The 25,249-nt window shown below is 66.4% G+C and carries 24 protein-coding genes; 10 read left to right on the forward strand and 14 right to left on the reverse strand.

Annotated elements, in window-relative coordinates:
- Window positions 1-4: 4 nt before the first annotated feature.
- Entirely contained in the window at window positions 5-574 is a 570-nt protein-coding gene (locus V5F77_RS00695) for an NnrU family protein (RefSeq protein ID WP_429003674.1), read from the reverse strand.
- A gap of 416 nt (window positions 575-990) precedes the next feature.
- Here V5F77_RS00695 and guaB point away from each other — a divergent pair, with 416 nt between their 5' ends.
- Entirely contained in the window at window positions 991-2,514 is a 1,524-nt protein-coding gene (guaB, locus tag V5F77_RS00700) for an IMP dehydrogenase (RefSeq protein WP_429003387.1), read from the forward strand.
- Window positions 2,515-2,603: 89 nt separating this feature from the next.
- Here the strand turns inward: guaB and hslU are convergent, their stop codons facing one another.
- The 8 genes from hslU to V5F77_RS00740 all read right to left on the reverse strand — a co-directional run bounded on the left by hslU (window position 2,604) and on the right by V5F77_RS00740 (window position 11,384).
- Complete coding sequence (hslU, locus tag V5F77_RS00705; RefSeq protein ID WP_429003388.1) at window positions 2,604-3,911, reverse strand: ATP-dependent protease ATPase subunit HslU; 1,308 nt, start codon at window positions 3,909-3,911, stop codon at window positions 2,604-2,606.
- 40 nt (window positions 3,912-3,951) lie between these two features.
- A complete protein-coding gene (gene hslV / locus V5F77_RS00710; protein ID WP_429003389.1) occupies window positions 3,952-4,497 on the reverse strand; it encodes an ATP-dependent protease subunit HslV in 546 nt (181 codons plus the stop codon).
- 109 nt (window positions 4,498-4,606) lie between these two features.
- Window positions 4,607-6,055, reverse strand: a complete 1,449-nt coding sequence (locus tag V5F77_RS00715; RefSeq protein WP_429003390.1) for a hypothetical protein — start codon at window positions 6,053-6,055, stop codon at window positions 4,607-4,609.
- 82 nt (window positions 6,056-6,137) lie between these two features.
- Window positions 6,138-7,358, reverse strand: a complete 1,221-nt coding sequence (locus V5F77_RS00720) for an MFS transporter (RefSeq protein ID WP_429003391.1) — start codon at window positions 7,356-7,358, stop codon at window positions 6,138-6,140.
- 42 nt (window positions 7,359-7,400) lie between these two features.
- A complete protein-coding gene (locus V5F77_RS00725; RefSeq protein WP_429003392.1) occupies window positions 7,401-8,210 on the reverse strand; it encodes an alpha/beta fold hydrolase in 810 nt (269 codons plus the stop codon).
- 95 nt (window positions 8,211-8,305) lie between these two features.
- Window positions 8,306-8,893, reverse strand: coding sequence for a hypothetical protein (locus V5F77_RS00730; protein WP_429003393.1), 588 nt, complete (start codon window positions 8,891-8,893; stop codon window positions 8,306-8,308).
- Window positions 8,894-9,035: 142 nt separating this feature from the next.
- Complete coding sequence (locus V5F77_RS00735) at window positions 9,036-9,674, reverse strand: flavin reductase family protein (RefSeq protein WP_429003394.1); 639 nt, start codon at window positions 9,672-9,674, stop codon at window positions 9,036-9,038.
- A 75-nt stretch (window positions 9,675-9,749) separates the two neighbouring features.
- Entirely contained in the window at window positions 9,750-11,384 is a 1,635-nt protein-coding gene (locus V5F77_RS00740) for an MFS transporter (RefSeq protein ID WP_429003395.1), read from the reverse strand.
- 174 nt (window positions 11,385-11,558) lie between these two features.
- On the opposite strand from V5F77_RS00740, the gene V5F77_RS00745 reads away from it, so the two are divergent.
- The 8 genes from V5F77_RS00745 to coaA all read left to right on the forward strand — a co-directional run bounded on the left by V5F77_RS00745 (window position 11,559) and on the right by coaA (window position 17,363).
- Window positions 11,559-12,440 (forward strand): IclR family transcriptional regulator, encoded by an 882-nt coding sequence (locus V5F77_RS00745; protein WP_394079276.1) that lies wholly within the window; start codon window positions 11,559-11,561, stop codon window positions 12,438-12,440.
- 140 nt (window positions 12,441-12,580) lie between these two features.
- Window positions 12,581-13,174: an imidazoleglycerol-phosphate dehydratase HisB gene (gene hisB, locus V5F77_RS00750; RefSeq protein WP_429003396.1), complete on the forward strand. Its 594-nt coding sequence runs from the start codon at window positions 12,581-12,583 to the stop codon at window positions 13,172-13,174.
- Window positions 13,175-13,196: 22 nt separating this feature from the next.
- On the forward strand, window positions 13,197-13,688 hold the full coding sequence (locus V5F77_RS00755; RefSeq protein ID WP_429003397.1) for a DUF2628 domain-containing protein: 492 nt from the start codon (window positions 13,197-13,199) through the stop codon (window positions 13,686-13,688).
- Entirely contained in the window at window positions 13,685-14,329 is a 645-nt protein-coding gene (hisH, locus tag V5F77_RS00760) for an imidazole glycerol phosphate synthase subunit HisH (protein WP_429003398.1), read from the forward strand. The genes V5F77_RS00755 and hisH overlap by 4 nt, the downstream gene beginning before the upstream one ends.
- On the forward strand, window positions 14,317-15,054 hold the full coding sequence (gene hisA / locus V5F77_RS00765) for a 1-(5-phosphoribosyl)-5-[(5-phosphoribosylamino)methylideneamino]imidazole-4-carboxamide isomerase (protein ID WP_429003399.1): 738 nt from the start codon (window positions 14,317-14,319) through the stop codon (window positions 15,052-15,054). The genes hisH and hisA overlap by 13 nt, the downstream gene beginning before the upstream one ends.
- A 146-nt stretch (window positions 15,055-15,200) precedes the next feature.
- A complete protein-coding gene (hisF, locus tag V5F77_RS00770) occupies window positions 15,201-15,977 on the forward strand; it encodes an imidazole glycerol phosphate synthase subunit HisF (protein WP_429003400.1) in 777 nt (258 codons plus the stop codon).
- A gap of 38 nt (window positions 15,978-16,015) precedes the next feature.
- Window positions 16,016-16,375 (forward strand): phosphoribosyl-ATP diphosphatase, encoded by a 360-nt coding sequence (locus V5F77_RS00775; protein ID WP_429003401.1) that lies wholly within the window; start codon window positions 16,016-16,018, stop codon window positions 16,373-16,375.
- Between the two features lie 25 nt (window positions 16,376-16,400).
- A complete protein-coding gene (gene coaA / locus V5F77_RS00780; protein ID WP_429003402.1) occupies window positions 16,401-17,363 on the forward strand; it encodes a type I pantothenate kinase in 963 nt (320 codons plus the stop codon).
- Between the two features lie 33 nt (window positions 17,364-17,396).
- On the opposite strand, the gene V5F77_RS00785 is transcribed toward coaA, so the two are convergent.
- Window positions 17,397-17,603 (reverse strand): hypothetical protein, encoded by a 207-nt coding sequence (locus tag V5F77_RS00785; protein ID WP_429003403.1) that lies wholly within the window; start codon window positions 17,601-17,603, stop codon window positions 17,397-17,399.
- An 84-nt stretch (window positions 17,604-17,687) separates the two neighbouring features.
- Here V5F77_RS00785 and V5F77_RS00790 point away from each other — a divergent pair, with 84 nt between their 5' ends.
- Window positions 17,688-19,013, forward strand: a complete 1,326-nt coding sequence (locus V5F77_RS00790) for an MFS transporter (protein WP_429003404.1) — start codon at window positions 17,688-17,690, stop codon at window positions 19,011-19,013.
- An 86-nt stretch (window positions 19,014-19,099) separates the two neighbouring features.
- On the opposite strand, the gene V5F77_RS00795 is transcribed toward V5F77_RS00790, so the two are convergent.
- From V5F77_RS00795 to ptsP, 4 genes are all read right to left on the reverse strand, one after another.
- Complete coding sequence (locus V5F77_RS00795; protein ID WP_429003405.1) at window positions 19,100-20,467, reverse strand: DUF4167 domain-containing protein; 1,368 nt, start codon at window positions 20,465-20,467, stop codon at window positions 19,100-19,102.
- A 510-nt stretch (window positions 20,468-20,977) separates the two neighbouring features.
- Entirely contained in the window at window positions 20,978-21,847 is an 870-nt protein-coding gene (gene prmC, locus V5F77_RS00800) for a peptide chain release factor N(5)-glutamine methyltransferase (protein WP_429003406.1), read from the reverse strand.
- Between the two features lie 2 nt (window positions 21,848-21,849).
- The gene (gene prfA / locus V5F77_RS00805) at window positions 21,850-22,932 is read right to left on the reverse strand and encodes a peptide chain release factor 1 (RefSeq protein WP_429003407.1); all 1,083 of its coding nucleotides are present in this window, start codon (window positions 22,930-22,932) and stop codon (window positions 21,850-21,852) included.
- Between the two features lie 28 nt (window positions 22,933-22,960).
- Window positions 22,961-25,228: a phosphoenolpyruvate--protein phosphotransferase gene (ptsP, locus tag V5F77_RS00810; protein ID WP_429003408.1), complete on the reverse strand. Its 2,268-nt coding sequence runs from the start codon at window positions 25,226-25,228 to the stop codon at window positions 22,961-22,963.
- Window positions 25,229-25,249 lie beyond the last annotated feature (21 nt).

The following is a 25,249-nucleotide window of genomic DNA, read 5'->3' on the forward strand; positions in this document are numbered from 1 at the left end:
AAAGTCAGCCCATGACCGGCACGCCCACAACATAGGGGTGGAAAACAAAGGCCAGCAAGAGATAGGCGACGAGTCCGCCGACCACGGCCAGCACATCCCCCCGATAGCCCTGCGGCGCGACCGGCAACGCGCCGCCCCGGCGCTTCAGCGAGATGCGGTCATAGACCGCCCAGGCAAGCACCGAGCCGAACAGCACGATGGAGGCGATGTCGCCGTTGACGAGCAGATGGGCCAGCGCCCAGATCTTTACAGCCACCAGGAGCGGATGCTTGAGCTTTGCCCTGATGTGGCTCGGCACATAGGCCGCGACGCCGGCGATGCTGGCGAACACCATGAGCAGAAGGGTGATGTGGCGCATAAACACCGGCGGGTCCCATATCGGGGTCGAGCCGGCCGCCCGCCACAAGGCAAAGCCGTAGGCCGTGAGCAGCAGGCCGCTGATTGAGACCAGCGAAAAAAAGCCCTTGTACTGCCCCTCGCCGAGCCGGCCGATCAGGCCGGTGCGCACGTCGCGCAGGGTGACCACGACATGGACCCCCAGCAGCAGGACAAGACCGAACAGCATCATGTACATGCGCGCATTCCCAGCATGACCGTCGTGGCGCCCCACCGCATGTGCCGACACGTCCGCGCCAAAACTCACGCGGACGTGCCCTGCGGTGGGCGTCGAGACATTAGAGCATGTCCAGCAAAAGTCGACCGGGAATTGGTGGCCGGCAATCAATATAAGATATTGATATTACTATATATATTTTAAATGAGTGGAAGATCGGCCTGGCTTTTGAGCCATCCGCGCGCGCATCCCCGCCCGCCCGCAGGGCGCCCCTGCGCCCTGCGCATGGAGGAAGCGTACCGGTGGGCCTTTGAATCCGCGTCCGGCCATGGTATGCGCCACCGCCAACTCGATAACGCGGCAGGAACCTCCATTTCCACCGTGTTTCTCCCTTCCCGGCCGGACGCTTCGGCCGTGCCCATGTCAAGGAGTTGGCCATGTCGTCGCCCAGCGTGCCCGGCTCGATTCATCCCATTACTGGTTCGCCCTTCCGCGAAGCGCTGACCTTCGACGATGTGCTGCTGCTGCCCGGCCCGTCGGAAGTCATGCCCGGCGATGTGAAGCTGATCAGCCGCCTGACCGCCACCATCACCCTCAACATTCCGATCCTGTCCGCCGCGATGGATACGGTGACCGAATCGCGGCTCGCCATCGCCATGGCCCAGGCTGGCGGCATCGGCGTCATTCACCGCAACCTCACGCCGGAAATCCAGGCCGAGCATGTGCGGCAGGTGAAGAAGTTCGAATCGGGCATGGTGGTGAACCCGGTCACCATCCATCCCGACGAGACCCTGGCCGACGCTCTGGCGCTGATGAAGCGCTATTCCATCTCCGGCATCCCGGTGGTGGAGCGCGGCTCCAACGGGCGCGGCGGCAAGCTGGTGGGCATCCTCACCAACCGCGACGTGCGCTTCGCTACCGACCCGACCCAGCGGGTCGCCGAGCTGATGACCAAGGACAAGCTCATCACCGTGGATGAGGGCGTCAATCAAAGCGAAGCCAAGCGCCTACTGCACCACCACCGCATCGAGAAGCTGCTGGTGGTGGACAACGACTATCGCTGCGTCGGCCTGATCACCGTGAAGGACATCGAAAAGGCGGTCGCCAACCCGAATGCCGCCAAGGACGAACAGGGCCGCCTGCGCGTCGCCGCCGCGACCACGGTGGGGGAAGACGGCTACGAGCGCACCGAGCGCCTGATCGACGCCGGTGTGGATCTCGTGGTGGTGGATACCGCCCATGGGCATTCCCGCAAGGTGCTGGACCAGGTGGAGCGCATCAAGCGCATGTCCAACAAAACCCAGATCCTGGCCGGCAACATCGCCACGGGAGACGGTGCGCGGGCGCTTATCGATGCCGGCGCGGACGCCATCAAGGTGGGCATCGGCCCCGGCTCCATCTGCACCACCCGCATCGTCGCCGGTGTCGGCGTGCCCCAGCTCACCGCCGTGATGGACGCGGTGGAGGCGGCCCAGGCCACCAACACCCCTGTCATCGCCGACGGCGGCATCAAGTTCTCCGGCGACTTGGCCAAGGCGCTCGCCGCCGGCGCCTCCTGCGCCATGATCGGCTCGCTGCTGGCCGGCACCGACGAGAGCCCCGGCGAAGTGTTCCTGTTCCAGGGCCGCTCGTACAAATCCTATCGCGGCATGGGCTCTGTGGGCGCCATGTCGCGCGGCTCGGCTGATCGCTATTTCCAGGCGGAAGTGCGCGACACGCTGAAGCTGGTGCCGGAAGGCATCGAGGGGCAGGTGGCCTATAAGGGTCCGGTCTCGGCCGTGCTGCATCAGCTCTCCGGCGGCCTGCGCGCCGCCATGGGCTATGTGGGCGGTGCGGATCTCACCGAATTCCGCGAGAAGGCGCGCTTCGTGCGCATCTCCTCCGCCGGCCTGCGCGAGAGCCACGTTCATGACGTGACCATCACCCGCGAGAGCCCGAACTACCCCATGAGCGGCGTCTGACGCGCCGCCCATCGGGCGCGAAGACGGGATATAAAAAAGCCGGGGCTCAACCCCCGGCTTTTGTGTTTCCGCTCCGAACGGGCAGCCTGCTAAAGGATGTAGCGGCTCAAATCCGCATTCTTCGCCAGATCCTCGACCCGCGCGCGCACATAAGCAGAATCGATGACGATGGTCTCGCCCGACCGGTCCGGCGCGGTGAAGGACAGATCGTCCAGCACCCGCTCGATCACCGTCTGCAGGCGGCGGGCGCCGATGTTTTCGATGCTGGAATTCACCTCCACCGCCACGTCGGCAATCGCCTCCACCGCATCGAGCGTGATGTCGAGCGTCACCCCTTCGGTCCCCATAAGCGCCACCGACTGCTTGACCAGGCTCGCCTCGGTCTCGGTGAGGATGCGCACGAAATCCGAGCGCGTCAGGGCTTCCAGCTCCACGCGGATCGGCAGGCGGCCCTGAAGTTCCGGCAGCAGGTCGGACGGCTTCGACACGTGGAACGCGCCCGAGGCGATAAACAGGATGTGGTCGGTCTTCACCGGGCCGTGCTTGGTGGAAACCGTGGTGCCCTCGATCAGCGGCAGCAGATCGCGCTGCACGCCCTCGCGGGAGATATCCGCGCCGGAGCGACCTTCTTTGCCGGCGATCTTGTCGATTTCGTCCAGGAACACGATGCCGTTGTTCTCGACCGCATAGATCGCCTCGACGGTGATGGCGTCCTGGTCGATCAGCTTGTCGGCCTCCTCCGTGACCAGCAGGGGATGGGCATCCTTCACAAGGACGCGGCGGGTCTTGGTGCGGCCGCCGAGCGCCTTGCCCAGCATGTCGCCGAGCGAGACCGCGCCCATCTGCGCGCCGGGCATGCCGGGAATCTCGAACATCGGCAGGCCCTGGCCACCGGCCTGCACCTCGATCTCCACTTCCTTGTCGTCCAATTCCCCAGCCCGCAGCTTCTTGCGGAAACTGTCGCGGGTGGCGGCGGAGGAGCCCTGCCCCACCAGCGCGTCCAGCACGCGCTCCTCGGCGGCGAGATGGGCGCGGGCCTGCACATCCTTGCGCTTGGCGTCGCGCACCAAGCCGATGCCCACTTCCACCAGATCGCGGATGATCTGCTCGACGTCGCGGCCGACATAGCCGACCTCGGTGAACTTGGTCGCCTCCACCTTGAGGAACGGCGCGCCGGCCAGCCGCGCGAGGCGGCGGGAAATCTCGGTCTTGCCGACGCCGGTGGGGCCGATCATGAGGATGTTCTTGGGCAGAACCTCCTCGCGCATGTGCCCTTCCAATTGCTGGCGCCGCCAGCGGTTGCGCAGCGCGATGGCGACCGCACGCTTGGCCTTGGTCTGGCCGACGATGTGACGGTCCAGCTCGGACACGATCTCGCGGGGAGAAAAATCGCTCATGATCTTAGAGGTCTCTTGATGTTCGGCGCGCGTTGCGGGGTCAGGAGCCGACGGTCTCAACGATGATGTTGTGATTGGTATAGACGCAGATATCGGCCGCGATCTCGATGGCCCGGCGCACGATCACTTCGGGATCCTCTTCCCGGTCCAGCAGCGCGCGGGCGGCGGCGAGCGCGAACGAGCCGCCCGAGCCGATGCCCGCGACCCCCGCTTCCGGCTCCAGCACGTCGCCGGTGCCGGTGAGGACGAGGCTCACCTGGGCATCTGCCACGATCATCATGGCTTCCAGCCGGCGCAAATAGCGGTCGGTGCGCCAGTCCTTGGCGAGTTCCACGGCGGCGCGCTGGAGCTGGCCGGGATATTGTTCAAGCTTGGCTTCCAGGCGCTCGAACAAGGTGAAGGCATCGGCGGTGGCGCCGGCGAAGCCGCCAATCACATCGCCCTTGCCGAGCCGGCGCACCTTGCGGGCATTGGATTTCAGCACCGTCTGGCCGAGCGTCACCTGCCCGTCTCCGGCAATGGCGACCTTGTTGCCCTTGCGGACGGAGACGATGGTGGTGCCGTAAATGGTATCTGGGGAATGCATGAGGGGCTCCGGTGACGCAGCCTTACTTATGACGTTCCAGCGCGAGCGCAACTCTTACCGCCGCGCAGGCGCGCCGATCGGCTTCAGGGAGCCGACCGAGCCCAACACCCTATCGACCCCAAAAGCGTGCGATGCCGCGCGAGCGCGCCTCAAGACGTGAAAGAGCCTCCACGTGCTCCGCTTGCAGAGCCGCTTGACTTGCCTCCAGGGCCTGCATGCGGGCAACAGCTTGCTCGTGCGCCAGCAATGCCGCTGCGGCTGCCTCGCGCAGGGCGCCAGCCTCGCTGGCCAGCGCGTCATGATCGGCCTGCAGGGCTGCCTGCCGCGTTTCGGCGTCCCGAAGCCGGACCGTCGCCTCATCGAGCGCGGCCGATAGCGCCGCGACTGTTTCCCGCAAGCCGGCAGCCTCGCTGGACATAGCCTCGTGCGCGGCGCGCAGGTCCCCATGCCGTGCTTCGAGCTCCACGAGTTGGGCGCTCGCCGCCTCGCGCTCGGCCTGCCATTCCGCATCTTGCGCGGCGGCCTTGGCGACCTGTGCTCGATGATGGGTGCGCAGCGCTCCGGAATAGAATTCGTTGCGCTCCCATTCGCGCAGCAAGGCGTCCTTCATCTTTTCAATTCCGGCGACCGCAGCCTCGGTGCGCACGGTCGCGGCGATCAGTTTCACAAACTGTTCGATGGTGTCGACCATGGCGGTCTTCGAACGGCATGTGACCAGCGAAAGCTCGAAATGGGGTCGGCAATCGCTGAGATCGATGTCCGCCCCGACCCATTCGCCGATCTGCCGCTCCGCCACGCTCCGCACCGCCGGATCGGACGCGAGGGCATCGACGTCGAGCACCATATCAACGTCCTCCAGCGCATGCGCATAGAGATAGAGGTGAAACAGCACGAAGGTCAGAAAGGTCTGCTCATCGTCCGGCTCACGCGTGCGCTTGGCGAAGAAGTCCGCGAGATGCCGTATGAACGGATCGCCTTGCGATCCGGCCATGGCCCATTCCGTGGTGTGAATGAAGTACTGATTCCCCAGCACAGATTGCTTGGAATACGAGGCCCATTGATGAAACAGGTTGCGGTGAAGGAAGATCGCCGGCCCGGAAAACGCCTGCTTGAACGCCCGAATTCGCCCGAGCGTGCTGGTGTCGGTCAACACCGGGACCTTGCCGCAGGCGTGCGCATTCGCGATCAGGCTTGCGACATATGCGGTCTCGGCCTCGCTGAGAGCGCCGCCCATCCCATCGGCCGGCATGAAATGCTCAAACGGCATTGACCGATCATAAAGCGGCAGCCCCTGCTCCTGCGTGAGCAAGGGGAGGAACTCGAGGAAATAGGGGGCCACGGAGGGATGGCCGGAGGCCCAACTCTCCGCGCGCTGCGCCTCGATCGTCTCGCGCGTTACCTTGGCGAGCGCCTCGTTGAAAATTTCGCAATAGGCAAGGACGCTCGGCGCCGCGCGGAGCTTCGACCAGAACCAAGTGCTCGACGTTCGATAGCTGGAATGAACGAAGATCGGCGGCTTGTCCGACCCGATGTGATCGATGGCTCCATCAAGCTGCACCGGTTGCACCCTTCCTGCCGCGGAGACTCGTACGCTTCGCCAGCAAAATACGGGGCAACCAAAAGGTCAAATCTCAAAAATTTCAACTATTGAGGCTTGCATCTGAAATGTGGGGTGCGATGCGCAGAGCTGGAGCTATGGCGAGCAGGACCAGGACGCCGCCTGTGCCCAGGAACAGCGTCGCCGGCAGCACGGTCAAAAGCCCCGTCAGCAGGCCCGAAATGAACACGCACAGCGCCACGCTGGCAGCGGACAGGCCCATCACCCATCCGCGCTCGGTCTCGTCCACCGCGCCCGACATGGCGGAGAGCAGCGAAACGTAGGAAAACACATTAGCGATGCAGATCAGCAGGGCCAAAGCCACCTGCCCGGTCGCCCCCACGGGCAGTGCCGTGAGCACAAGCAGGACACCGCAACCGAACTCGCCGAACAGGGCGATGAGGCGCTCCTGCTTCAGCCATCGCGCCACCGGCGCGTAGCACAGCGCCGAGCCGATCATGAAGCCGACGCCCATCACCACGGAAAACAGGCCGATCTGGGCGGTGGTGAAGCCGTGGTCGCGCTGCATGACCACCAGAATAAAAGTGTAATAGATCAGAAACCCGAGCTGAAACAGGAAGAAGGAGGCGAGCGGCGCGATCACCTGGGGGCGATCCTTTAGCCGCGCGAACAAGAGGAACGGCTGGCGCCAATCGAAATGAAACGCCCGCCGCCGCGTCTCCTCGCCGAAGCGGGACCGCGCCAGCATCACCGCATTGAAGGCGCAGAGCACCAGGGCGAAGGCGAGCGGCAGTCGGAAATCATAATGACCGAGCACGCCGCCGATCGCCGGCCCCGCCATCAGGCCGACCGTATTGACCACCGTCACCTGCGCCATGGCATCGCCGCGCGCCTCCGGCGCCACCGCGTCCACCATGCTGGCCTGGGCGATGGGCGCGGTGCCGGACATCAGCCCCGCCACCACGCGGCCGGCGAAGAACAGCCACAGGTGCGCGGCCTCCAGCGACAGCCACATGAGCGCATATCCAAGCGCGAGCCCGGCCATGCACACCACGAGCGTGCGACGGCGCCCGAGCGCGTCGGACAGATCGCCCAGCAACGCACAGCCGAAGAAGGCGCCGATCGGAAACAGCGCGAACGCGAGCGACATCATGAGGTCGCGATTGGCCGGCGTGACCTGCCCGCCGAAGCCCGGCCCGTCGAACAGACCGACGATCAGCGGATACATCAGGCCGAACGAGAAGATGTCCAGGAACACGGCCAGGAACAGCGCGCCATGGCTGCGGAACAAGGCAAACTGCATCGGGTGTCTTCCCCAGGGGCGTGCGCAGCGGACAAGCTGAAGCTAAAGCAGGAAACGGCGCACCGCAGCTGCAAATGCGTCCGGCGCCTCGATCATGGGACAATGGCCGACCCGGGGAATCTCCTCCAGCGTGGCGCCTGAGATGGCGCCCGCCACCTCCTGCCCGAGCGCGGGTGCGAAGATGCGGTCGTCGGCGCTGTGCAACACCAGCGTTGGAGCGACGATGGCTCCGAGCCGCGACAGGGTGTCTGCCGCCACCGCCGCATCCGCCTGCCGGGCGAACGCCTCCATCTCCTGCAACGGACCTGCGGCCAGAGCCTGCTGCGCGATGGCCTCCAGCGGCACGGTGTCGAGCGTGGCACGGCCGAGGGTGAAGGTGGCGAGCGCCGATACATAGGTCACGGGATCGGCGATCTCGCCCCGCAGCCGCTTCAGCAACCACATCACTTCGCGGGTATAGGGCGTGTTGCGGGCGAAGGTATTCACCAGCACCAGCCGGTCCACCCGCTCCGGCGCCAGCAGAGCCAGTTCCTGGGCGATGGCCCCGCCGAGGGAATGGCCGAGCACATGGGCGCGCGCGATGCCCGCCGCATCCATCACTGCCAACGCGTCGCGCGCCATGTCAGCGATGCCGTACGGCGCCGATGCCCGCGTGCTGGCGCCGATGTCGCGATTGTCGAACGCGAGGGTCGTCAGGCCGCCGAGCAGCGGCCGGCTCAGCCCCCAGAAGATGCGATCGGCCGACAGGCCGCCGACGAGCAGCAGCGGCGGTCCCTCGCCCGCCAGATCATAGGCGAGCGCGAGCCCCTCACGGGTGGCGAAGCGGGTGGTGGCGGAGCTGTCGGGCGCCATGGGGACCTCGATACGGGTTGGACCTCGATGGAGAACGGCAGGAGCAAGGGATCATGTGCCCACTGGCGACCGAGCACCGGTCGCCGCCAGGGTCGTCAGTTCACGGTATGCAGCAGCCACACGGTCCATCCCAGCTCGTTGGCTAGGCTGAGGATGAGGAACGCGGCCTGGAACCGCACATTGCCGGTGAGGATGGCAATGGTGCTGAACAGGATGGAAGTCGACGTCGTGATTGTATAGGGCAAGCCGAGCGCCCGAATATAGTCCGGCCCCTTGGCCCAGCTGTCCACAAGGTCGAACACCTGGGAAAGCGCGAAGAAAGCGAAGAACCATCTGCGCTTGGCGGCAAAATAGGCGCGGTAGCTGCCATATTCGCCGACCGTGTCGGGAAACAGCAGCACGCACATGAAATAGAAGATGCTGCAATAGGCGAGCAGGAACAGGTACAGCTCGAAGGTCCAGTGCAACACCGCGACCAGGCGGAACTCCCACCACCAGAACATCAGCGCGTTCAACAGCACCACGAACGCCCAGCCCAGATGCAGAAGCGAGACCTCGTTGTCGGCGGGATGCTGCACGAACTTGGCGAAGCCGCCGAGCAGACGGGTCACGCTGAGCCCGAGGATCATCCCCATGACGATACGCACATGGAAATACAGTTGTGGATCGTGATCGGTGATCATGAGCCTCTCCGCCGCGGCCGGGCGCGTGTCGACGGTACGAAGGTGACGGGCCGCTTATAGCGAGCCGAATACCACAAGGCCACGATTCGGTAGGGGCGGAAATCGGCCATCCGCAGGGCTACGCATCGGTGAGCCGGCGGAGCTATTCCACCGGCTCGGCCTGCTGCGGCGCCGGTTGCGGGCGCGCCAGCTCGAACAGGTCGGTCGAGCGGGCATACCAGCCGCCGCCATGCATGCGGCTGATCAGATCGAGGCTCGGCGTATCCACGTGGCCGCGCCCGGCATCGAGAATATGCGCGTCGGCAATATGGGCGCACAGCACCTGCGCGATCACCGCCACCTGATCGGGGCCTGTCACGACAGAGGAGACGGTGCGGCATTCGAAGGCCACCGGGCAATCGGCGATCCGCGATGCGGCGACCATGTCCCCGGGCACCACGCGCAGGCCCGCCGCCCGCAGTTCGTCCACCTCGGCCGCCACCTCGGCCGAGGTGGCGTTCATCGCCGCCGCCATCCGTTCGGGCACCAGGTGGGCGATGAATTCGCCGGTGGCGAGAATATTGTGCGCGGTGTCCTTGAGGCCGCTGCGCGGATTGCGCAATAGGCCGATGGCCACGGTCGCGGGCTCGTGGCCCATCACATTGAAGAAGCTGAAGGGCGCCGCATTGTCGATGCCCGCGCGCGAGCGAGTGGTGATCCATGCGATGGGGCGCGGGGTGACGGTGGCGGTCAGCAGCTTGTAGCGCACGTCGGCCGCAAGCGCGGTCATGTCGAACAACATGGGTCGGGTCACTCTTTCGGCATGGCAGATCGGGAAAAGCGCGGGCCGCATGGCGCGGCCCGCACCAAGGGTGCCTCAGGCGTCGCGCGCCAGGGTCGGCCGGTTGGGGAGCAGCACCGAGCCGATCACGCAGACCACGGCCGTGATGACCACCGGATACCAAAGCCCCGCGAACACATCGCCCACCGAAAGCGACAGCCAGGTGGCGAAGAACGGCAGGAAGCCGCCGAAGATGCCGGCGCCGATATGGTAGGGGAAGGACAGGGCCGTATAGCGGATGTTCGCCGGGAAGAATTCCACCAGGAAGGACGCCACCGGGCCGTAAATCATCGCCACGATGATGGTCATCGCCACCAGCAGCATCACGATATGCACCGTGTTCACCTGCGCCGGGTCCGCCTTGGCGGGATAGCCGGCCTCGGCCAGGGCCTTGCGATAGGCGACGGGATCGAAGCCCTGAACGGTCTTTCCGGCCACCGAAATCGCCACCTTCTGGCCTTCGAGAGGCGGCCCGTACTGGAAGTTGATGCCGCTGGAAATCAGCAGCTTCTTCGCCTGCACGCACGGCTTGAGGTGGTCAGGATGGGCATTGACCAGCGCCGCGACGAGGCCGAAGCGGCAGCCGTCGCTGGCGGCGTCGGCATGCACGGTGACAGGCGCGCTCTGCGTGACTGCGACAAGCTGCGGATTGCCGGCCTCCAGCAGCGAGGCGAACATCGGCCGGTACAGCAGCGCCGAAAGGGCAAGGCCCGTCATCATCAGCCATTTGCGGCCGACCTTGTCCGACAGCCAGCCGAAAAACACGAAGCTCGGCGCGCCGATCAGCAGGCCAACCGCCATCAGCACATAGGTGGTGTGCAGATCGATCTTCACCACCTGCTGCATGAAGATCATCACGTAGAACTGGCCGGTGAAATAGGTGGAGCCCATGCCGGCGGTAACGCCGAACAGCGCGATCAGCACCAGGCGCAGGCTCGACCAGCGGCCGAACGTGTCCTTGATCGGGCTCTTGGAAAGACGCTGCTCCGCCTTCATGCGGGCGAACACCGGGGATTCGTGCAGCTTGGCGCGCACATAGACCGAGAACGCCAGCATGGCGATGGAGATGATGAACGGCAGGCGCCAGCCCCAATCCTTGAAGGCCGCCTCGCTCATGGAGGCCTGGGTGCCGAGAATGACCACCACCGACAGGGCAAGGCCGATGGACGAGGTGATCTGGATCCATCCGGTCAGCAGGCCGCGCCGCTCGGGCCGGGAATGCTCGGCCACATAGACCACCGCGCCGCCGTACTCGCCGCCGACGGCGAGGCCCTGGAGCAGCCGCAGGACCACCAGGGAGATCCAGGCGGTGTGCCCGATCGTCGCGTAGCTGGGTAGAAAGCCGATCAGCGCGGTGCTGCCGCCCATCATGATGATGGTGATGAGGAAGGTGTATTTGCGGCCCACCATGTCGCCCAGCCGGCCGAACAGAACGGCGCCGATGGGGCGGATGACGAAGCCGGCGGCCAGCGCACCCAGCGAGGCCAACAAGGCGGCTGTGGGATTGTCCGGCGGGAACAGCACCTGGCTCATGAAGACTGCCAGCGAGCCGTAGATGAAGAAATCATACCACTCGAAGATCGTGCCCAGGGTCGAGGCCAGCACCACCTGCTTTTCTTCCGACCGCGTGAGGTCGCCCTCGACGTGGCTCGGGATCGTTGTCGCGTCCATCCGAAATTCCCCTCGTTCTGGATCGGCTGACCAGGGTCAGGACGTCCAAATTCTCTATGATCAAATCATTATGATATTATCAAATTTAGCAAGCTTGAATTTTTTGCCGCCGCGGCCCAATATTTCAGCACCCGCAGAGACTCATCTAAGATTTTGTTTCAAAAGGATATTTCATTGGCATCGCCCCGTGGGCACAAGGCCGCGCCGCTTGGCGGGAGCAAAAGCTCTGACCAGCTGGTCCCGGCGGAAACCGCAAAACCGGAACGCGGCGCGCGGCGCGGCATCCAGTCCATCGAGATCGGTTTCAAGATCCTCGATTATCTCAGGACGATGCTGCGCCCGGTGCCGCTGAAGATGATCGCCGCGGGCACCGGCATGTCGTCCGCCAATGTCCATTATTATCTGGTAAGCTTCCAGGCGGTCGGCATCGTGCGACAGGAGGAGGATACCGGCTGCTACGCCCTCGGCCCCTATGCCCTGAAGCTCGGCATGGCCGCCATCGAGCAGTTCGACGTGTTCACCGCCGCCCGCCCGGTCATGACCGACCTCGCCAATACGGTCGGCCAGACGGTGTTTCTCGGCGTGTGGGGCAACCGGGGACCCACCATCGTCTATCGCGTCGAGAGCGGCGGGGCCCGCCAGATCCTGGAGCTGCGCGTCGGCAGTGTGCTGAGCCTGCTGCGCTCCGCGCTCGGCCGCAATTTCCTGGCCCATCTCCCGCGCACCGCGACCGAGGCCCTGCTCTCGCAGGAACTGGCGGAAGAGGCGCCGCGCTCAAGCCGGCTCAAGACCGACGATACGCCTACCAATCTGGCGGAAATCGAGGAGATGGTCGCCACCATCCGCGCCAACGGCATGAGCCGCTGCCGGGACGCCCTGCTCCCCAATTTCACTTCGCTCTCGGCGCCGATCTTCGACCAGACCGGATTCATGACGGCCGCAATCACCCTCATGGGGCCGGTCGGCACGCTCGACGACAGCCTGGACGGATCGGTGGCGCAGGCCCTGCGCAGCCGCTCGCGGGCGATCTCGGCAACCGCCGGCTGGAATAGCTGAGGCACGTTGCGCGCCGGTGTCCGGAGTGTCCGTGGGCCGAGGGTCGGTGCGAAGCGTTGCCCGGCCAAGCCCTGTCACACCTTCGCCATATGGCATTGCAGCACCTTACCTGCTAGAAGGCGCGGCCTTGGAGGAGTTCCATGCGTCAGGCTGAGATCGTTCGCGAAACGAAGGAAACGAAGGTGCGCCTTTCCGTCGATCTGGACGGGACGGGCAAGGCCGTCATTGAAACCGGCATCGGGTTTTTGGACCACATGCTGGACCTGCTCGCCCGCCACGCCCGCTTTGACCTCACCATCAAGGCCGACGGCGACCTGCACGTGGATTTCCACCACACCACGGAAGACGTCGGCATCGTGCTCGGCCAGGCGGTGAAGCGCGCGCTCGGCGACATGCGCGGCATCAATCGCTATGCCGATCTGCACCTGCCCATGGACGAGACGCTGACCCGCGTCGCGCTGGACATTTCCGGCCGCCCCTATCTGGTGTTCCGCACCAGCTTTTCCGCGCCGAAGATCGGCGAATTCGACACCGAGCTGGTGCGCGAGTTCTTCCAGGCGTTCGCCTCCAATGCTGGCGTGACGCTGCATGTGGAGACGCTCTATGGCGACAACAATCACCATATAGCGGAAAGCTGCTTCAAGGGGCTGGCCCGCGCGCTGCGCGCGGCGGTGGCCATCGATCCTGCCGCGGCGGGCGAAATTCCTTCCACCAAGGGTGCTCTTGGCACCTGAGGCGGGCACGGGAGCACGAGACATGGCCATCTGGACCGTCCTCACCAAGGAAAAGGCCGGCGACACCGTCCTTGCGGCTGCCGACCGCGTGGTGTTCGTGCGGGAGAAATTCTCCTGGACCGCACTGCTGTTTGCCCCGTTCGTGCTGCTCGGCCATCGGCTCTGGCTCGGCTTCGGCGCCTATGTCGCCGCTTCCGTCCTGATCGCCCTGGCCGAGACGCTCCTGCACCTGCCGAACAATGTCGGCGTCGTGCTCGGCCTTGGCCTGAACCTGCTGGTGGCGCTGCAATTGGCTGACATGCGGATCTGGAAGCTGCGCCGCACCGGCTATCTCGAAGCCGGCAGCGTGGTTGCCCGCGATATCGACGAGGCGGAACGCCGCTTCTTCAAATATTGGACCCCGCCGCGCCCGCCGGTGCTGCAAGGGCCGCTCATCCGCACCCAGCCCGCCACCGCTGCGCCCGGCTATGGCGCGCCTATCATCGGTTCGTTCCCGGAGCCGCGCGCATCATGAAAGTGGCCATTGTCGATTATGGCTCCGGCAATCTGCACTCCGCCGCCAAAGCTCTCGAGCGGGCCGCCAACGGCCTGGGCGCGGACGTGATCGTCACCAGCGATCCCGAAATTGTGCGCACGGCTGACCGGGTGGTGCTGCCCGGCGTCGGCGCGTTCGCCGATTGCCGGCGCGGGCTTGAAGCGGTGGACGGCATGGTGGCGGCGCTGGAAGAGGCCGTGCACGGACGCGGGCGGCCGTTCCTCGGCATCTGCGTCGGCCTGCAATTGCTGGCCGACCGCGGGCTGGAACACGGCGTCACCGCCGGCCTCGGCTGGATCAAGGGCGAGGTGGACCGCATCGCCCCTTCCGATCCTGCGCTGAAGATCCCACACATGGGCTGGAACACCCTGACCCTCGCCCGCCCCCACCCGCTGTTCGAGGGCATTCCCACCGGGGAAAAGGGGTTGCACGCTTATTTCGTCCATTCCTACCAGTTCGTCCTCGCCGACCCCGCCGATCTCGTCGCCACCACTGATTACGGCGGCACGATCACGGCGGCGGTGGCGAAGGACAATGTGGCGGGAACCCAGTTCCACCCCGAAAAGAGCCAGACCCTCGGTCTCGCCCTGCTCGGCAATTTCCTGAAGTGGCGCCCGTGATCCTGTTTCCTGCCATCGACCTGAAAGACGGCCTCGCCGTGCGCCTCGAACAAGGCGACATGGAGCGCGCGACCGTATTCAGCCGCGATCCCGCCGCCCAGGCGGCGGAGTTCGAGACCCTGGGCTTCCGCTATCTCCATCTGGTGGATTTGAACGGCGCTTTCGCCGGTCATCCGGTGAACGCGGCGGCGGTGGACCGCATCCTGGAGACGATCTCGATCCCGGTACAACTCGGCGGCGGCATCCGCGACCATGCCACCATCGAGGCCTGGCTGGAAAAGGGCGTCACCCGCGTCATTCTCGGCACCGCCGCCGTGCGCGACCCCGGCCTCGTGAAGGAAGCCGCCAAGGCTCATCCCGGCCGCGTTGCCGTGGGGCTCGATGCGCGCGACGGCCGCGTCGCGGTGCAGGGTTGGGCGGAAAGCTCCGACGTCTCGGTGGAGGACATCGCCCGCCGGTTCGAGGATGCCGGGGTTGCCGCCATCATCTTCACCGACATCGCCCGCGACGGGCTGATGAAGGGGCTTAATCTCGATGCCACCATCGCGCTCGCGGACGTGGTGAATATCCCGGTCATCGCCTCCGGCGGCCTCGGCGCGCTGAGCGATGTGGAGGCTCTGCTGGAGCCACGGGCGAAAAAGCTTGCCGGCGCCATCTCCGGCCGCGCGCTCTATGATGGACGTCTCGACGCGCGCGAGGCGCTGCAGCTCATGGCCGGGCGCTGAGGCTTGGACCTCCGCGTCGGCCCGGCGGCCGCTCTACCGCTACGGCAGCTGGAAATTTGAGGTGCTGTGCCCCATTTTCCGGCAAAAGATGACATCAGGTTTGAATTCGGCCATAGGTTTGCGCCGCACGCTCGAGTTGTTCCACCATGCTCAAAGTCCGCGTCATTCCCTGCCTGGACGTGAAGGACGGCCGCGTCGTCAAGGGCGTCCAGTTCGTCGACCTGCGCGATGCCGGGGACCCGGTGGAAGCCGCGCGCGCCTATGACGCCGCCGGCGCGGACGAACTGACGTTTCTCGACATTACCGCCAGCCACGAGGATCGCGGCACCATCCTGGATGTGGTGCGCCGCACCGCCGAGCAATGCTTCATGCCGCTGACCGTGGGCGGCGGCGTGCGCACCGTGGAGGATGTGCGCACCTTGCTGCATGCCGGAGCGGACAAGGTCTCCATCAATACCGCCGCCGTGAACCGCCGCGCCTTCGTGGGCGAGGCGGCGGAGAAGTTCGGCGAGCAGTGCATCGTGGTGGCGATCGACGCCAAGAAGGTGAGCGCCCCCGGCGAAGCCAATCGCTGGGAGATCTTCACCCATGGCGGACGCAAGCACACCGGGCTCGACGCCATCCAATATGCCCGCGAGGTCGTGGACCTCGGCGCGGGCGAGATCCTGCTGACCTCCATGGACCGCGACGGCACCGGCATCGGCTTCGACGTCGCGCTGACCCGCGCGGTCTCGGACGCGGTGCATGTGCCGGTCATCGCCTCCGGCGGCGTCGGCGCGCTCGATCATCTGGTGGAAGGCATCCGCGACGGCGGCGCCGCTGCGGTGCTCGCCGCCTCCATCTTCCATTTCGGCACCTTCACCGTGGGCGAGGCCAAGGCCCATCTGGCACAGGCCGGCCTTCCGGTGCGCCTGGATGCGTGAGGCACCGCCTGCGGCCTTCCCGCCTATTGGACATGAGCATGACTGACGCGACACCGACCGATGCGATGCCGAGCGATGGGCGCGTGACCCTGGTCGACCTCGAAGGCATCGTGGCCGCCCGCGCCGCCGCGACGGCGGATGCGTCCTACACCCGCTCCCTGCTCGACAAGGGGGTGGCCAAATGCGCGCAGAAGCTGGGCGAGGAAGCGGTGGAGACGGTGATCGCCGCACTTTCCGAGCCGCCGGCGGCGCTCGTCGCGGAAACCGCCGATCTGCTTTACCATCTCGCCGTTCTCCTTCACGCACGGGGCGTGTCCCTTGATGACGTCCACGCCGAACTCGCCCGACGCACCGCTCGATCCGGTCACGACGAAAAGGCTGCGCGACCCCGCGGCTGAAGCCTCGTCGGCAAGGAGACGCCAGATGGACCAGCAGGTCGATCCCGGCCTATCGCCCTATCGCACCTTCTCCCGTGAGGAATGGGCGGTCCTGCGTCAGGACACCCCGATGCCCTTGCGGCAGGAGGAGATCGTGCGTCTCCAGGGCCTGAACGACCGCCTGTCCATCAGCGAGGTGGAGGAGATCTACCTCCCCCTGTCGCGCCTGCTCTCGCTCTATGTGGGCGCGACGCAAAGTCTGTTCCGCGCCATGAGCCACTTCCTCGACCATGGGAACCGGGGCGACGGCAAGATGCCCTACATCATCGGCGTCGCCGGCTCGGTGGCGGTGGGCAAGTCCACCACCGCGCGCGTGCTCCAGGCTCTGCTCGCCCGCTGGCCCAACACCCCGAAGGTGGACCTTGTGACCACCGACGGCTTCCTGCTGCCCAATGCGGTACTGGAACGCGAAGGTCTGATGGAGAAGAAGGGCTTTCCCGAGAGCTACGACCTGTCGCTGCTGCTGCGCTTCCTCACCGACATCAAGGCCGGCCGCCGACCGGTGCGCGCCCCGCTCTACAGCCATTTCTTCTATGACGTGATGCCCGACCAGCGGGTGGAAGTGGACCGGCCCGACATTCTCATCGTCGAGGGGCTGAACGTGCTCCAGACCGGACGCCTGCCGCGCGATGGCAAGGAAATCCCGTTCGTTTCCGACTTCTTCGACTTCTCGGTCTATATCGACGCCGACGAGGACATTCTCCAGCAATGGTATGTGCAGCGCTTCATGCGCCTGCGCTCCACGGCGTTCATGGACCCCATGTCCTATTTCCATCGCTATTCGAAGCTGACCGAGGAGGAGGCCAAGGCCACCGCCCTCTCGATCTGGCAGCGCATCAACCTGCCAAATCTGCAGGAAAACATCCTGCCCACGCGCCAGCGCGCCGACCTGATCCTGCGCAAGGCGGGCGATCACGAGATCGCCGAGGTCAGCCTGCGCAAGCTGTGACACCACGGGGCAGGAAGTCGCGAGTGGTCGGCATCATTTTGCTTCTGTCGAACAGCTACCCAAAGGTAAAATCACCTGAATGTGATGGTATTTTTGACGCAACTCCTGGTGCGCTGCACAAATATTTTCAGTCTTCATAAAATTCAATCGTTTCAAATGAATCTCGGGTGAAGCAAATTTTAGCTTTCCCAGCGTCATATCTTTTTCAGCATCGATTAATGCTCTGACGGCCGCCGTCATTACGTTCCGGCATTTGCGCGGCGCGGCATGTACAGCGCGGCGATCCGCCCTAGCATCCCGGCAAAATAGATCGGGAGGATCGTTATGCTGAACGCCACGGGGACGCCGCGCATCCGGCGCACCCAAACCATAACCCTCGCCCTGTTGGTGACCGCGGGGGTGGTGAATTACGTGGACCGGGCGACCCTGGCAGTCGCCAATCCACTCATCCGCGAGCAATTGCATTTCTCCATCGGCGAGATGGGCCTGCTGCTTTCCGCCTTCCTGTGGGCCTATGCTTTCTCCCAATTGCCGGCCGGCGCGCTGATCGACCGGTTCGGGCCGCGCTTGTCGCTCACGGTGGGGCTCACCTGCTGGTCGCTGGGACAGATGCTGGGCGGGCTGGTTCAGAACTTCTGGCAGTTTGCCGGCGCCCGCTTCATCCTCGGCATGGGCGAAGCGCCCCATTTTCCCACCTGCGCCCGCATCTCGCGCGACTGGTTCAATATCCGACAGCGCGGCACCGCGACCGGCATCTGGAACAGCGCCTCCTCCCTCGGCACGGCGATCGCGGTGCCGCTGCTCACGGTGCTCATGCTGACTTTCGGCTGGCGCTGGATGTTCGTGGCCATGGGCCTTGCCGGCCTCGTGCTTGCTGCCACCTACTTCCTGATCTTCCGCAACCCGGAGCAGGCGAACCTCACGGCGGAGGAAAAAGCCTTCCTGAAAGAGGGCGATCCGCTCGACGCGCCCGCCCGCGTCACGTGGGCCGACTGGAAACGCCTGTTCGCCTATAAGACCACCTGGGGCATGATCGCAGGCTATTTCGGCTGCATTTATGTCACCTGGCTCTACACCGCCTGGTTGCCCGGCTATCTGGAAATCGAGCGGCACTTCACCATCTCGAAGACCGGCTGGGTCGCCACCATCCCGTTTGCCTTCGGCGTGGTCGGCGCCGTGTCCGGCGGCCGGATCGTCGATGTCCTGGCGCGGCGCGGCGTCGAGCCCATGATGGCGCGCAAATATCCCATGGCGGGCGCACTGGTGCTCACGGCGCTGTTCACGCTGATAGCCGCCGAGGCGCCGAACGACGTGCTCGCCATCGCCTGCATCTCCGCCTCGCTGTTCCTGGTCTATTCCTGCTCGTCCTCCGCCTGGGCCATGGCCTCCGTCGCGGCGCCGGCCAATTGCACCGCCTCCATCGGCTCGGTGCAGAATTTCGGCGGCTATATCGGCGGGGCGCTCGCCCCCACCGTGACCGGCTTCATCGTGCAGGCGACGGGCACCTTCACTCCGGCCCTGATCACCGGCTCGGCGGTGGCCCTCGCAGCTGCCGTGATCTACTGGATCCTGGTCCGCCATCCGATCCCGGCCACGCTGGCCGGCCCGGCGGCGAAAGGCGCTCTGCTCGCCGGCGCGCCGGCGGAGTAGGTCGCGGAACTCCGCACCGCGATGCGCCCAATAAAAAAGGCCCGGAACGACCGGGCCTTTTTCGTGTCTCGCAAGAGGCGGATGCCTCACTCGCCGAGGCTGGGCTCCACATCCCCTGATGCCACCTGACCGGCGGCCTCCTCGGCGCGCTCGGCGCGCGAGCGATAGCGGCGGCGGCGACGGAAGGGAGCGGCATCCTCCTCGCCGGCGGCTGCAGGCTCGCCGGGTGCGGCATCGGCAGGCGCCTCGGCGCTCGGGGCGGGTGCCGGGCTTGCAACCGGATCCGGCGCGGGTGCCACAGGTTCCACGGCAGGCGCCGGGGGCGCCTCGAACGGCAGTTCGGCAGCGGTACGCTCCGGCGCGGGGGCAGCCTCCTCGACCGGGCGCGGGGCTGCGCGTTCCGCACGCACCGGACGCTCGCGCGGCTCGGCGCGTTCCTTCAGGGGCAGGCCGCCGGTGATGAAGGACGGCAGGCCGAGATCGGCAGGTTCGGCACGCTCTTCGCGCGGTGCACGGGGCGCACGTGGGGCATAGGTGCCCGCCCCCTCCTCCTCGCCGCGCGGCGCGCGCGGCGGACGGGGGGCGTAGCCCTGCTCATCCTCGGACCGGGGCGGGCGCGGCTCGCGCGGCGGGCGGGGGGCATAACCCTGCCCTTCCTCTTCCACGCGCGGGGCACGCGGTTGGCGCGGCGCATAGCCCTGGCCCTCTTCTTCCGCGCGCGGCGGACGGGGCGGACGGGCGGCATAGCCCTGCTCCTCCTCGGACCGGACCGGACGCGGCTCGCGCGGCGGGCGGGGAGCATAATTGCCCTGCCCTTCCTCTTCCACGCGCGGTGCGCGCGGTTGGCGCGGCGCATAGCCCTGCTCGTCGGAGCGCGGGCGATAGTCCCGGGGCTGCTGCTGGTAGCCCTCGCCACCCTCTTCGGTGCGGCGCTGGAAGCCGCCCTGGCGGTTGTCGCGCGGCTGGCGATCGTCGCGCACAAACCGCTCTTCCCCACGCGGCTGGCGATCGTCCCGCTGGGGGCGATCCTCGCGCGGCGGACGCGGCTGGAACTGCGCCTCCCGGCCATAGGGCTGCTGCTGGGGAGGCTGCTGGGGCTGCTGGCCCTCGCCGGCGGAATTCTCCTCGCCGTCCTCGTCCTCCTGGTCCTCGTTGCCGAAGCCGGGCTGCGGCTGCGGCGCGAACTGGCCCTGCAGGGAGGCGATCAGGCGTATATAATGTTCAGCGTGCTGGAAATAATTCTCCGCAGCCACATAGTCGCCGGACGACTGGGCATCGCGGGCCAGTTGGAGATATTTCTCGGCAATGTGGTGGGCGGTGCCGCGCACCTTCATGTCGGGGCCATTGGACTCGTAGACCCGCGTCAAAGGGTTGGAGCCGCGGCGATTGTTGTTGTTATTATTGTTATTATTGTTGTTACGGCCGCGCGGACGCTTCTGCTGACCATTTCTCATCTGAATCGTTCTCTACTCGCTCGGCGGTCACCGCCGTTCTGCGTCCGGTCCGCTCGGACGGGTGCCGGAAAGGCGCCCGCCGCAGCCGGGGTCAAAATCCGTCGGGGTGTCGTCAACCACGACCGCAGGCTGTGCCCGCGCTCAGTTCCGGTCCACACTGGGTTTGAGTTCGGATCGGTTCGACCATAAGCCCCGTTCCGCGCCAAAAGCGCGGCCAGCCAAGCCATTTCCCGACGCTCCCGTTGGCGGTTTGCGTGCGAGACAGTGGGTATTCGATCGTCCCGTGAAGGAAAGTCACGGCGCAACATCGGTGCGCCATCAACTTTCGCCTGCCACACCCCTGAAACAATCCCGTCTCAGACGCGGGCCTCAACCAAATGGACCGAAGCCCCGGTACGATTCCTGAGATGACACTAGCCAGTTCGCTTAGCCCTTCCAAGCGGTTTTTTCGCGGCGGGGCATCAAACGGCCTCCGGTCTCGGGCCGCGGCGAAGTTCCTGCGAATCGATATCAGCGCCCCCGCACAACCAATGCGCGCGGAATTCCGCCGAGATCGCGCCGGGCCGGGCCATCGACCCTAAGACCGGCGGCATGCACCAGCGCGGCCACGTCCGCCTCCTGCCCTACCCCGAGTTCGAGCACGCAAAGCCCGTCCGACGCCAGGAGGCGCGGCAGCGCAGTAAGAATCGCGCGATAGGCGTCGAGCCCATCGGCCCCGCCGTCCAGGGCCGCCGCAGGATCGAACAGCCGCACCTCGCGCGCCAGCGCGGGCAGATCGCCGCTCGGAATATAGGGTGGGTTGGAGACGACGAGATCGAACGACCCTTCCAGATCCTGCGCCCAGTCGCCTTCTCGCACCAGGCTGCGGGGCGAAAGCCCCAGTCGCGCCAGATTGTCGCGGGCGGTGCGAACCGCACCGGCCGCCCGATCCACGCCGGTTCCGAACGCCTGCGGCAATTCGCTCAGCAGGGCCGCGAGAATGGCCCCGCTGCCGATGCCGAGATCCAGCACCCGCAACTTCTCCGCCCGCCGTCCGGCGAGCGCGGCCAGGGCCGCTTCCACGAGGGTCTCGGTGTCGGGGCGGGGCACCAGGGTTTCTGGCGAGAGCTGGAACGGCAGGCTCCAGAACTCCTTCTCCCCGAGAATGCGCGCCACCGGCTCCCCCGCGAGGCGGCGCGCCATGCGGGTCTCCACGGCGGCAAGCGCCACAGCGTCCACGGTGCGATCGGCATCGAGCACCAATTCAGCGGGCGTCACATGGAGCGCATCGGCCAGCAACAGGCGGGCATCGAGATCGGCGCTCTGCACCCCGGCTGCGCTGAGCCGCGCCCCAAGGCTGCGGCGCAAGGCGGCGCGGGTGAAAGCGACGCCCGCGCCCATGCTCAATTGGCCTCGGCCGAGGCCATCAGCTCGGCCTGATGCTCGGTGATCAAAGCGTCGATGATCTCATCGAGCGCTGTGCCCGCAACCACCTCCTCCAGCTTGTAGAGCGTGAGGTTGATGCGATGATCGGTCACGCGCCCCTGCGGGAAATTATAGGTGCGGATGCGCTCCGACCGGTCGCCCGAGCCCACTTGCCCGCGCCGGTCGGCGGCACGGCCGGCTTCCTGGCGCTGGCGCTCGCCGTCCAGCAGGCGCGAACGCAGGAGCGCCATGGCGCGCGCCTTGTTGCGATGCTGGGAGCGCTCGTCCTGCACCGCCACCACGAGGCCGGTGGGCAGATGGGTGAGGCGCACCGCGCTTTCGGTCTTGTTCACATGCTGTCCGCCGGCCCCCTGGGCGCGATAGACGTCGATGCGCAGGTCGCTTTCGTTCAGCTCCACGTCCACCTCCTCCGCCTCGGGCAGCACCGCGACGGTGGCGGCGGAGGTGTGGATGCGGCCGGAGGTCTCGGTGGCAGGAACCCGCTGCACCCGGTGCACGCCGGATTCAAACTTCAGCCGGGCGAAGGCCCCGCGCCCGTGGATGGCCGCGATCACTTCCTTATAGCCGCCCATGGTCCCCTCGCTCTCGGAGAGGATTTCCACGGTCCAGCCCTTTTCCGCGGCATAGCGCGAATACATGCGGAACAGGTCGCCGGCGAACAGGGCGGCCTCGTCGCCTCCCGTGCCGCCGCGCACTTCCAGGATGATGCCGCGCTCATCCATGGCGTCCTTGGGCAGCAAAGCGAGGCGCACCGCCTTCTCCAGCCGCTCGATTTCGCCCGTGAGCCGCTCCTGCTCGCCCTCGGCCAGCGCCCGCATCTCGGGATCGCCGCCGGCTTCCGCCGCGAGATCGCGCGCCTCGGCAAGGCCGCGCTCGGCCGCCATCAGCGCCTGGACCTGCTCGACCACCGGGGTGAGATCGGAAAATTCGCGCCCGAGGCGGACATATTCGTCCCCCTCGGCGCCCGCCGAGAGCAGCGCCTCCACCTCGCGATGGCGCGCGACCAATTGTTCGAGCTTGGCGAGGGGCAGATCACTCACGAAACACCGCACGACAGGAGAAACGGGCTCAAAGCAGCAGCCCGCTCTGCTCGGCGAAGGCGCGCAGCGTCGAACGCACATCCACGGCGCCGGTGGTATCCGCCAGCAGGGGCATCAGCACGGCGCGGGCCGCTGCCACATCCAGCCGCAGCAAGGTGGACTTCACCGGTCCGATGGCGGCCGGCGACAGCGACAGCGCGCGATAGCCGAGCGCCGCCAAGGCGATGGATTCCAGCGGGCGCGAGGCCAGTTCGCCGCACAAGGTCACCGGCTTGCCGTGACGCGCGCCCGCCTGCGCGACCATGTGGAAGGCGCGCAGCGCCGCCGGGGAGAGCGGATCGAACCGATCCGCCACGCGCACATTGGCGCGGTCGGCGGCGAACAGGAATTGCACCAGATCATTGGAACCGACCGAGAGGAAATCCACCCGCGAGAGGATCTCGTCCAGCTCGAACAGCAGCGAGGGCACCTCGACCATGGCGCCGACGAACACCCGCTCGGGCAGCCCATGGCCATGCTTGCGCAAATGGGTCAGCTCGCGCTCCAGGATCGCCTTGGCCTGGTCGAACTCACCCGAGGTCGCGACCATGGGGAACATGATGCGCAGCTCGCGCCCGGCGCCCGCGCGCAGCAGCGCCCGCAACTGGCTGCGCAGCAGGCCGGGGCGATCCAGGCCGAGGCGGATCGCCCGCCAGCCGAGCGCCGGATTCTCCTCCTCCACGGTGCGCATGTAAGGCAGCACCTTGTCGCCGCCGATATCCAGCGTGCGGAAGGTCACCGGCCGGCTGCCCGCCGCGTCCAGAACCGCGCGGTAGAGATTGAGCTGCTCGGAGATGCGCGGGAAGGTGGACGCGATCATGAACTGGAGTTCGGTGCGGAACAGGCCGATGCCGGTCGCGCCCGTCTCCGCGATATGGGGCAGGTCCACCAGCAGGCCGGCATTGAGGTGCAGATCCACCGCCACGCCGTCCTTGGTGACCGAGGGCAGGTCGCGCAGGGCGGCATATTGCGCCTGCCGGCGGGCACGGAAGCGCACCTTCTCGGCATAGGCGGCCTCGACATCGCCCGGCGGGCGCAGATGCACCTCGCCCGCCTGCCCGTCGACGATCACGGGATCACCGGGATCGGCGAGGCCGGCGGCATTCTCCACCTGCCCCACCGCCGCGATGCCGAGGGCGCGCGCGACGATGGTGACGTGGCTGGTCGTGCCGCCTTCTTCCAGGATCAGGCCGCGGATGCGGGTGCGGTCATAATCCAGCAGCGCGGCGGGGCTCATGTTGCGGGCGACCAGAACCGCGTTTTCCGGCAGGTCCGTTCGGTCGGAGGCGCGGCCGCGCCCGGTCAGTTCGCGCAGCAGACGGTTGGCGAGGTCGTCGAGATCGTGCAGGCGCTCGCGCAGATAGGGGTCGGAAGCGCGCATGATGCGGGCGCGGGTGTCGGACTGCACCCGCTCGACCGCGCCTTCCGCGGTGAGGCCGGACATGACCGCTTCGCGCATGCGGTGCATCCAGCCCCGGTCATGGGCGAACATGCGGTAGGCTTCGAGAATCTCGCGATGCTCGCCGGCCTTGGAGAGGCCGTCATCCTCCAGCAGCAGATCGATGGAGGCGCGCAGCTTGCCGATGGCGCCGTCGAGCCGGATCACCTCCTTCGGCACGTCGTCGGCGATAACATTGGTGACGATGATGCGGGGCTCGTGCAGCACCACATGCCCGAGGCCCAGGCCGTCCGCCAGGGCAACGCCGGTGAGATGCAGCGGGCGGCGCACCGCCGGCTCGGCGCCGGGCTTGGCGAGCGCGGTCAGCTCGCCGGAGGCGATCATCTCGGCCAGCACCATGGCGGTGGTCTGGAGCGCCTCGATCTCCTCTTCCGCATAGGTGCGGCGGGCGCGGTTCTGCACCACCAGCACGCCGAGCGTATTGCCCGCGCGCAGGATCGGCACGCCCAGGAAGGAATTATAGATTTCTTCGCCGGTTTCAGGGCGATAGGAATATTCCGGATGGTGCTGGGCGTCGGACAAGGCGAGGGATTCCGCCTCCCGCGCCACATGGCCCACCAGGCCTTCGTCCACCCGCATGACGGTCAAGTGAACCGCATCGCGGTTCAAACCTTCGGTAGCATACAGCTCAAGCGTCTGGTCGACGCGCAGCACATAGACCGAGCACACCTCCGCCACCATGTTGGCGGCGATCAGGACCACGATCTTATCCAGGCGGTCCTGGGCGCTGACCGGCTCCGCCATGACCTCGCGGAGACGTCTTAACAGCACCCGAGGCCCGCCGAGCGCGCCACGCATCGGCCGCATCCTTCAAGAGTT

The organism is Roseixanthobacter psychrophilus, assembly GCF_043195195.1.
In the GTDB taxonomy this organism is placed as follows: Bacteria; Pseudomonadota; Alphaproteobacteria; order Rhizobiales; family Xanthobacteraceae; genus NCEH01.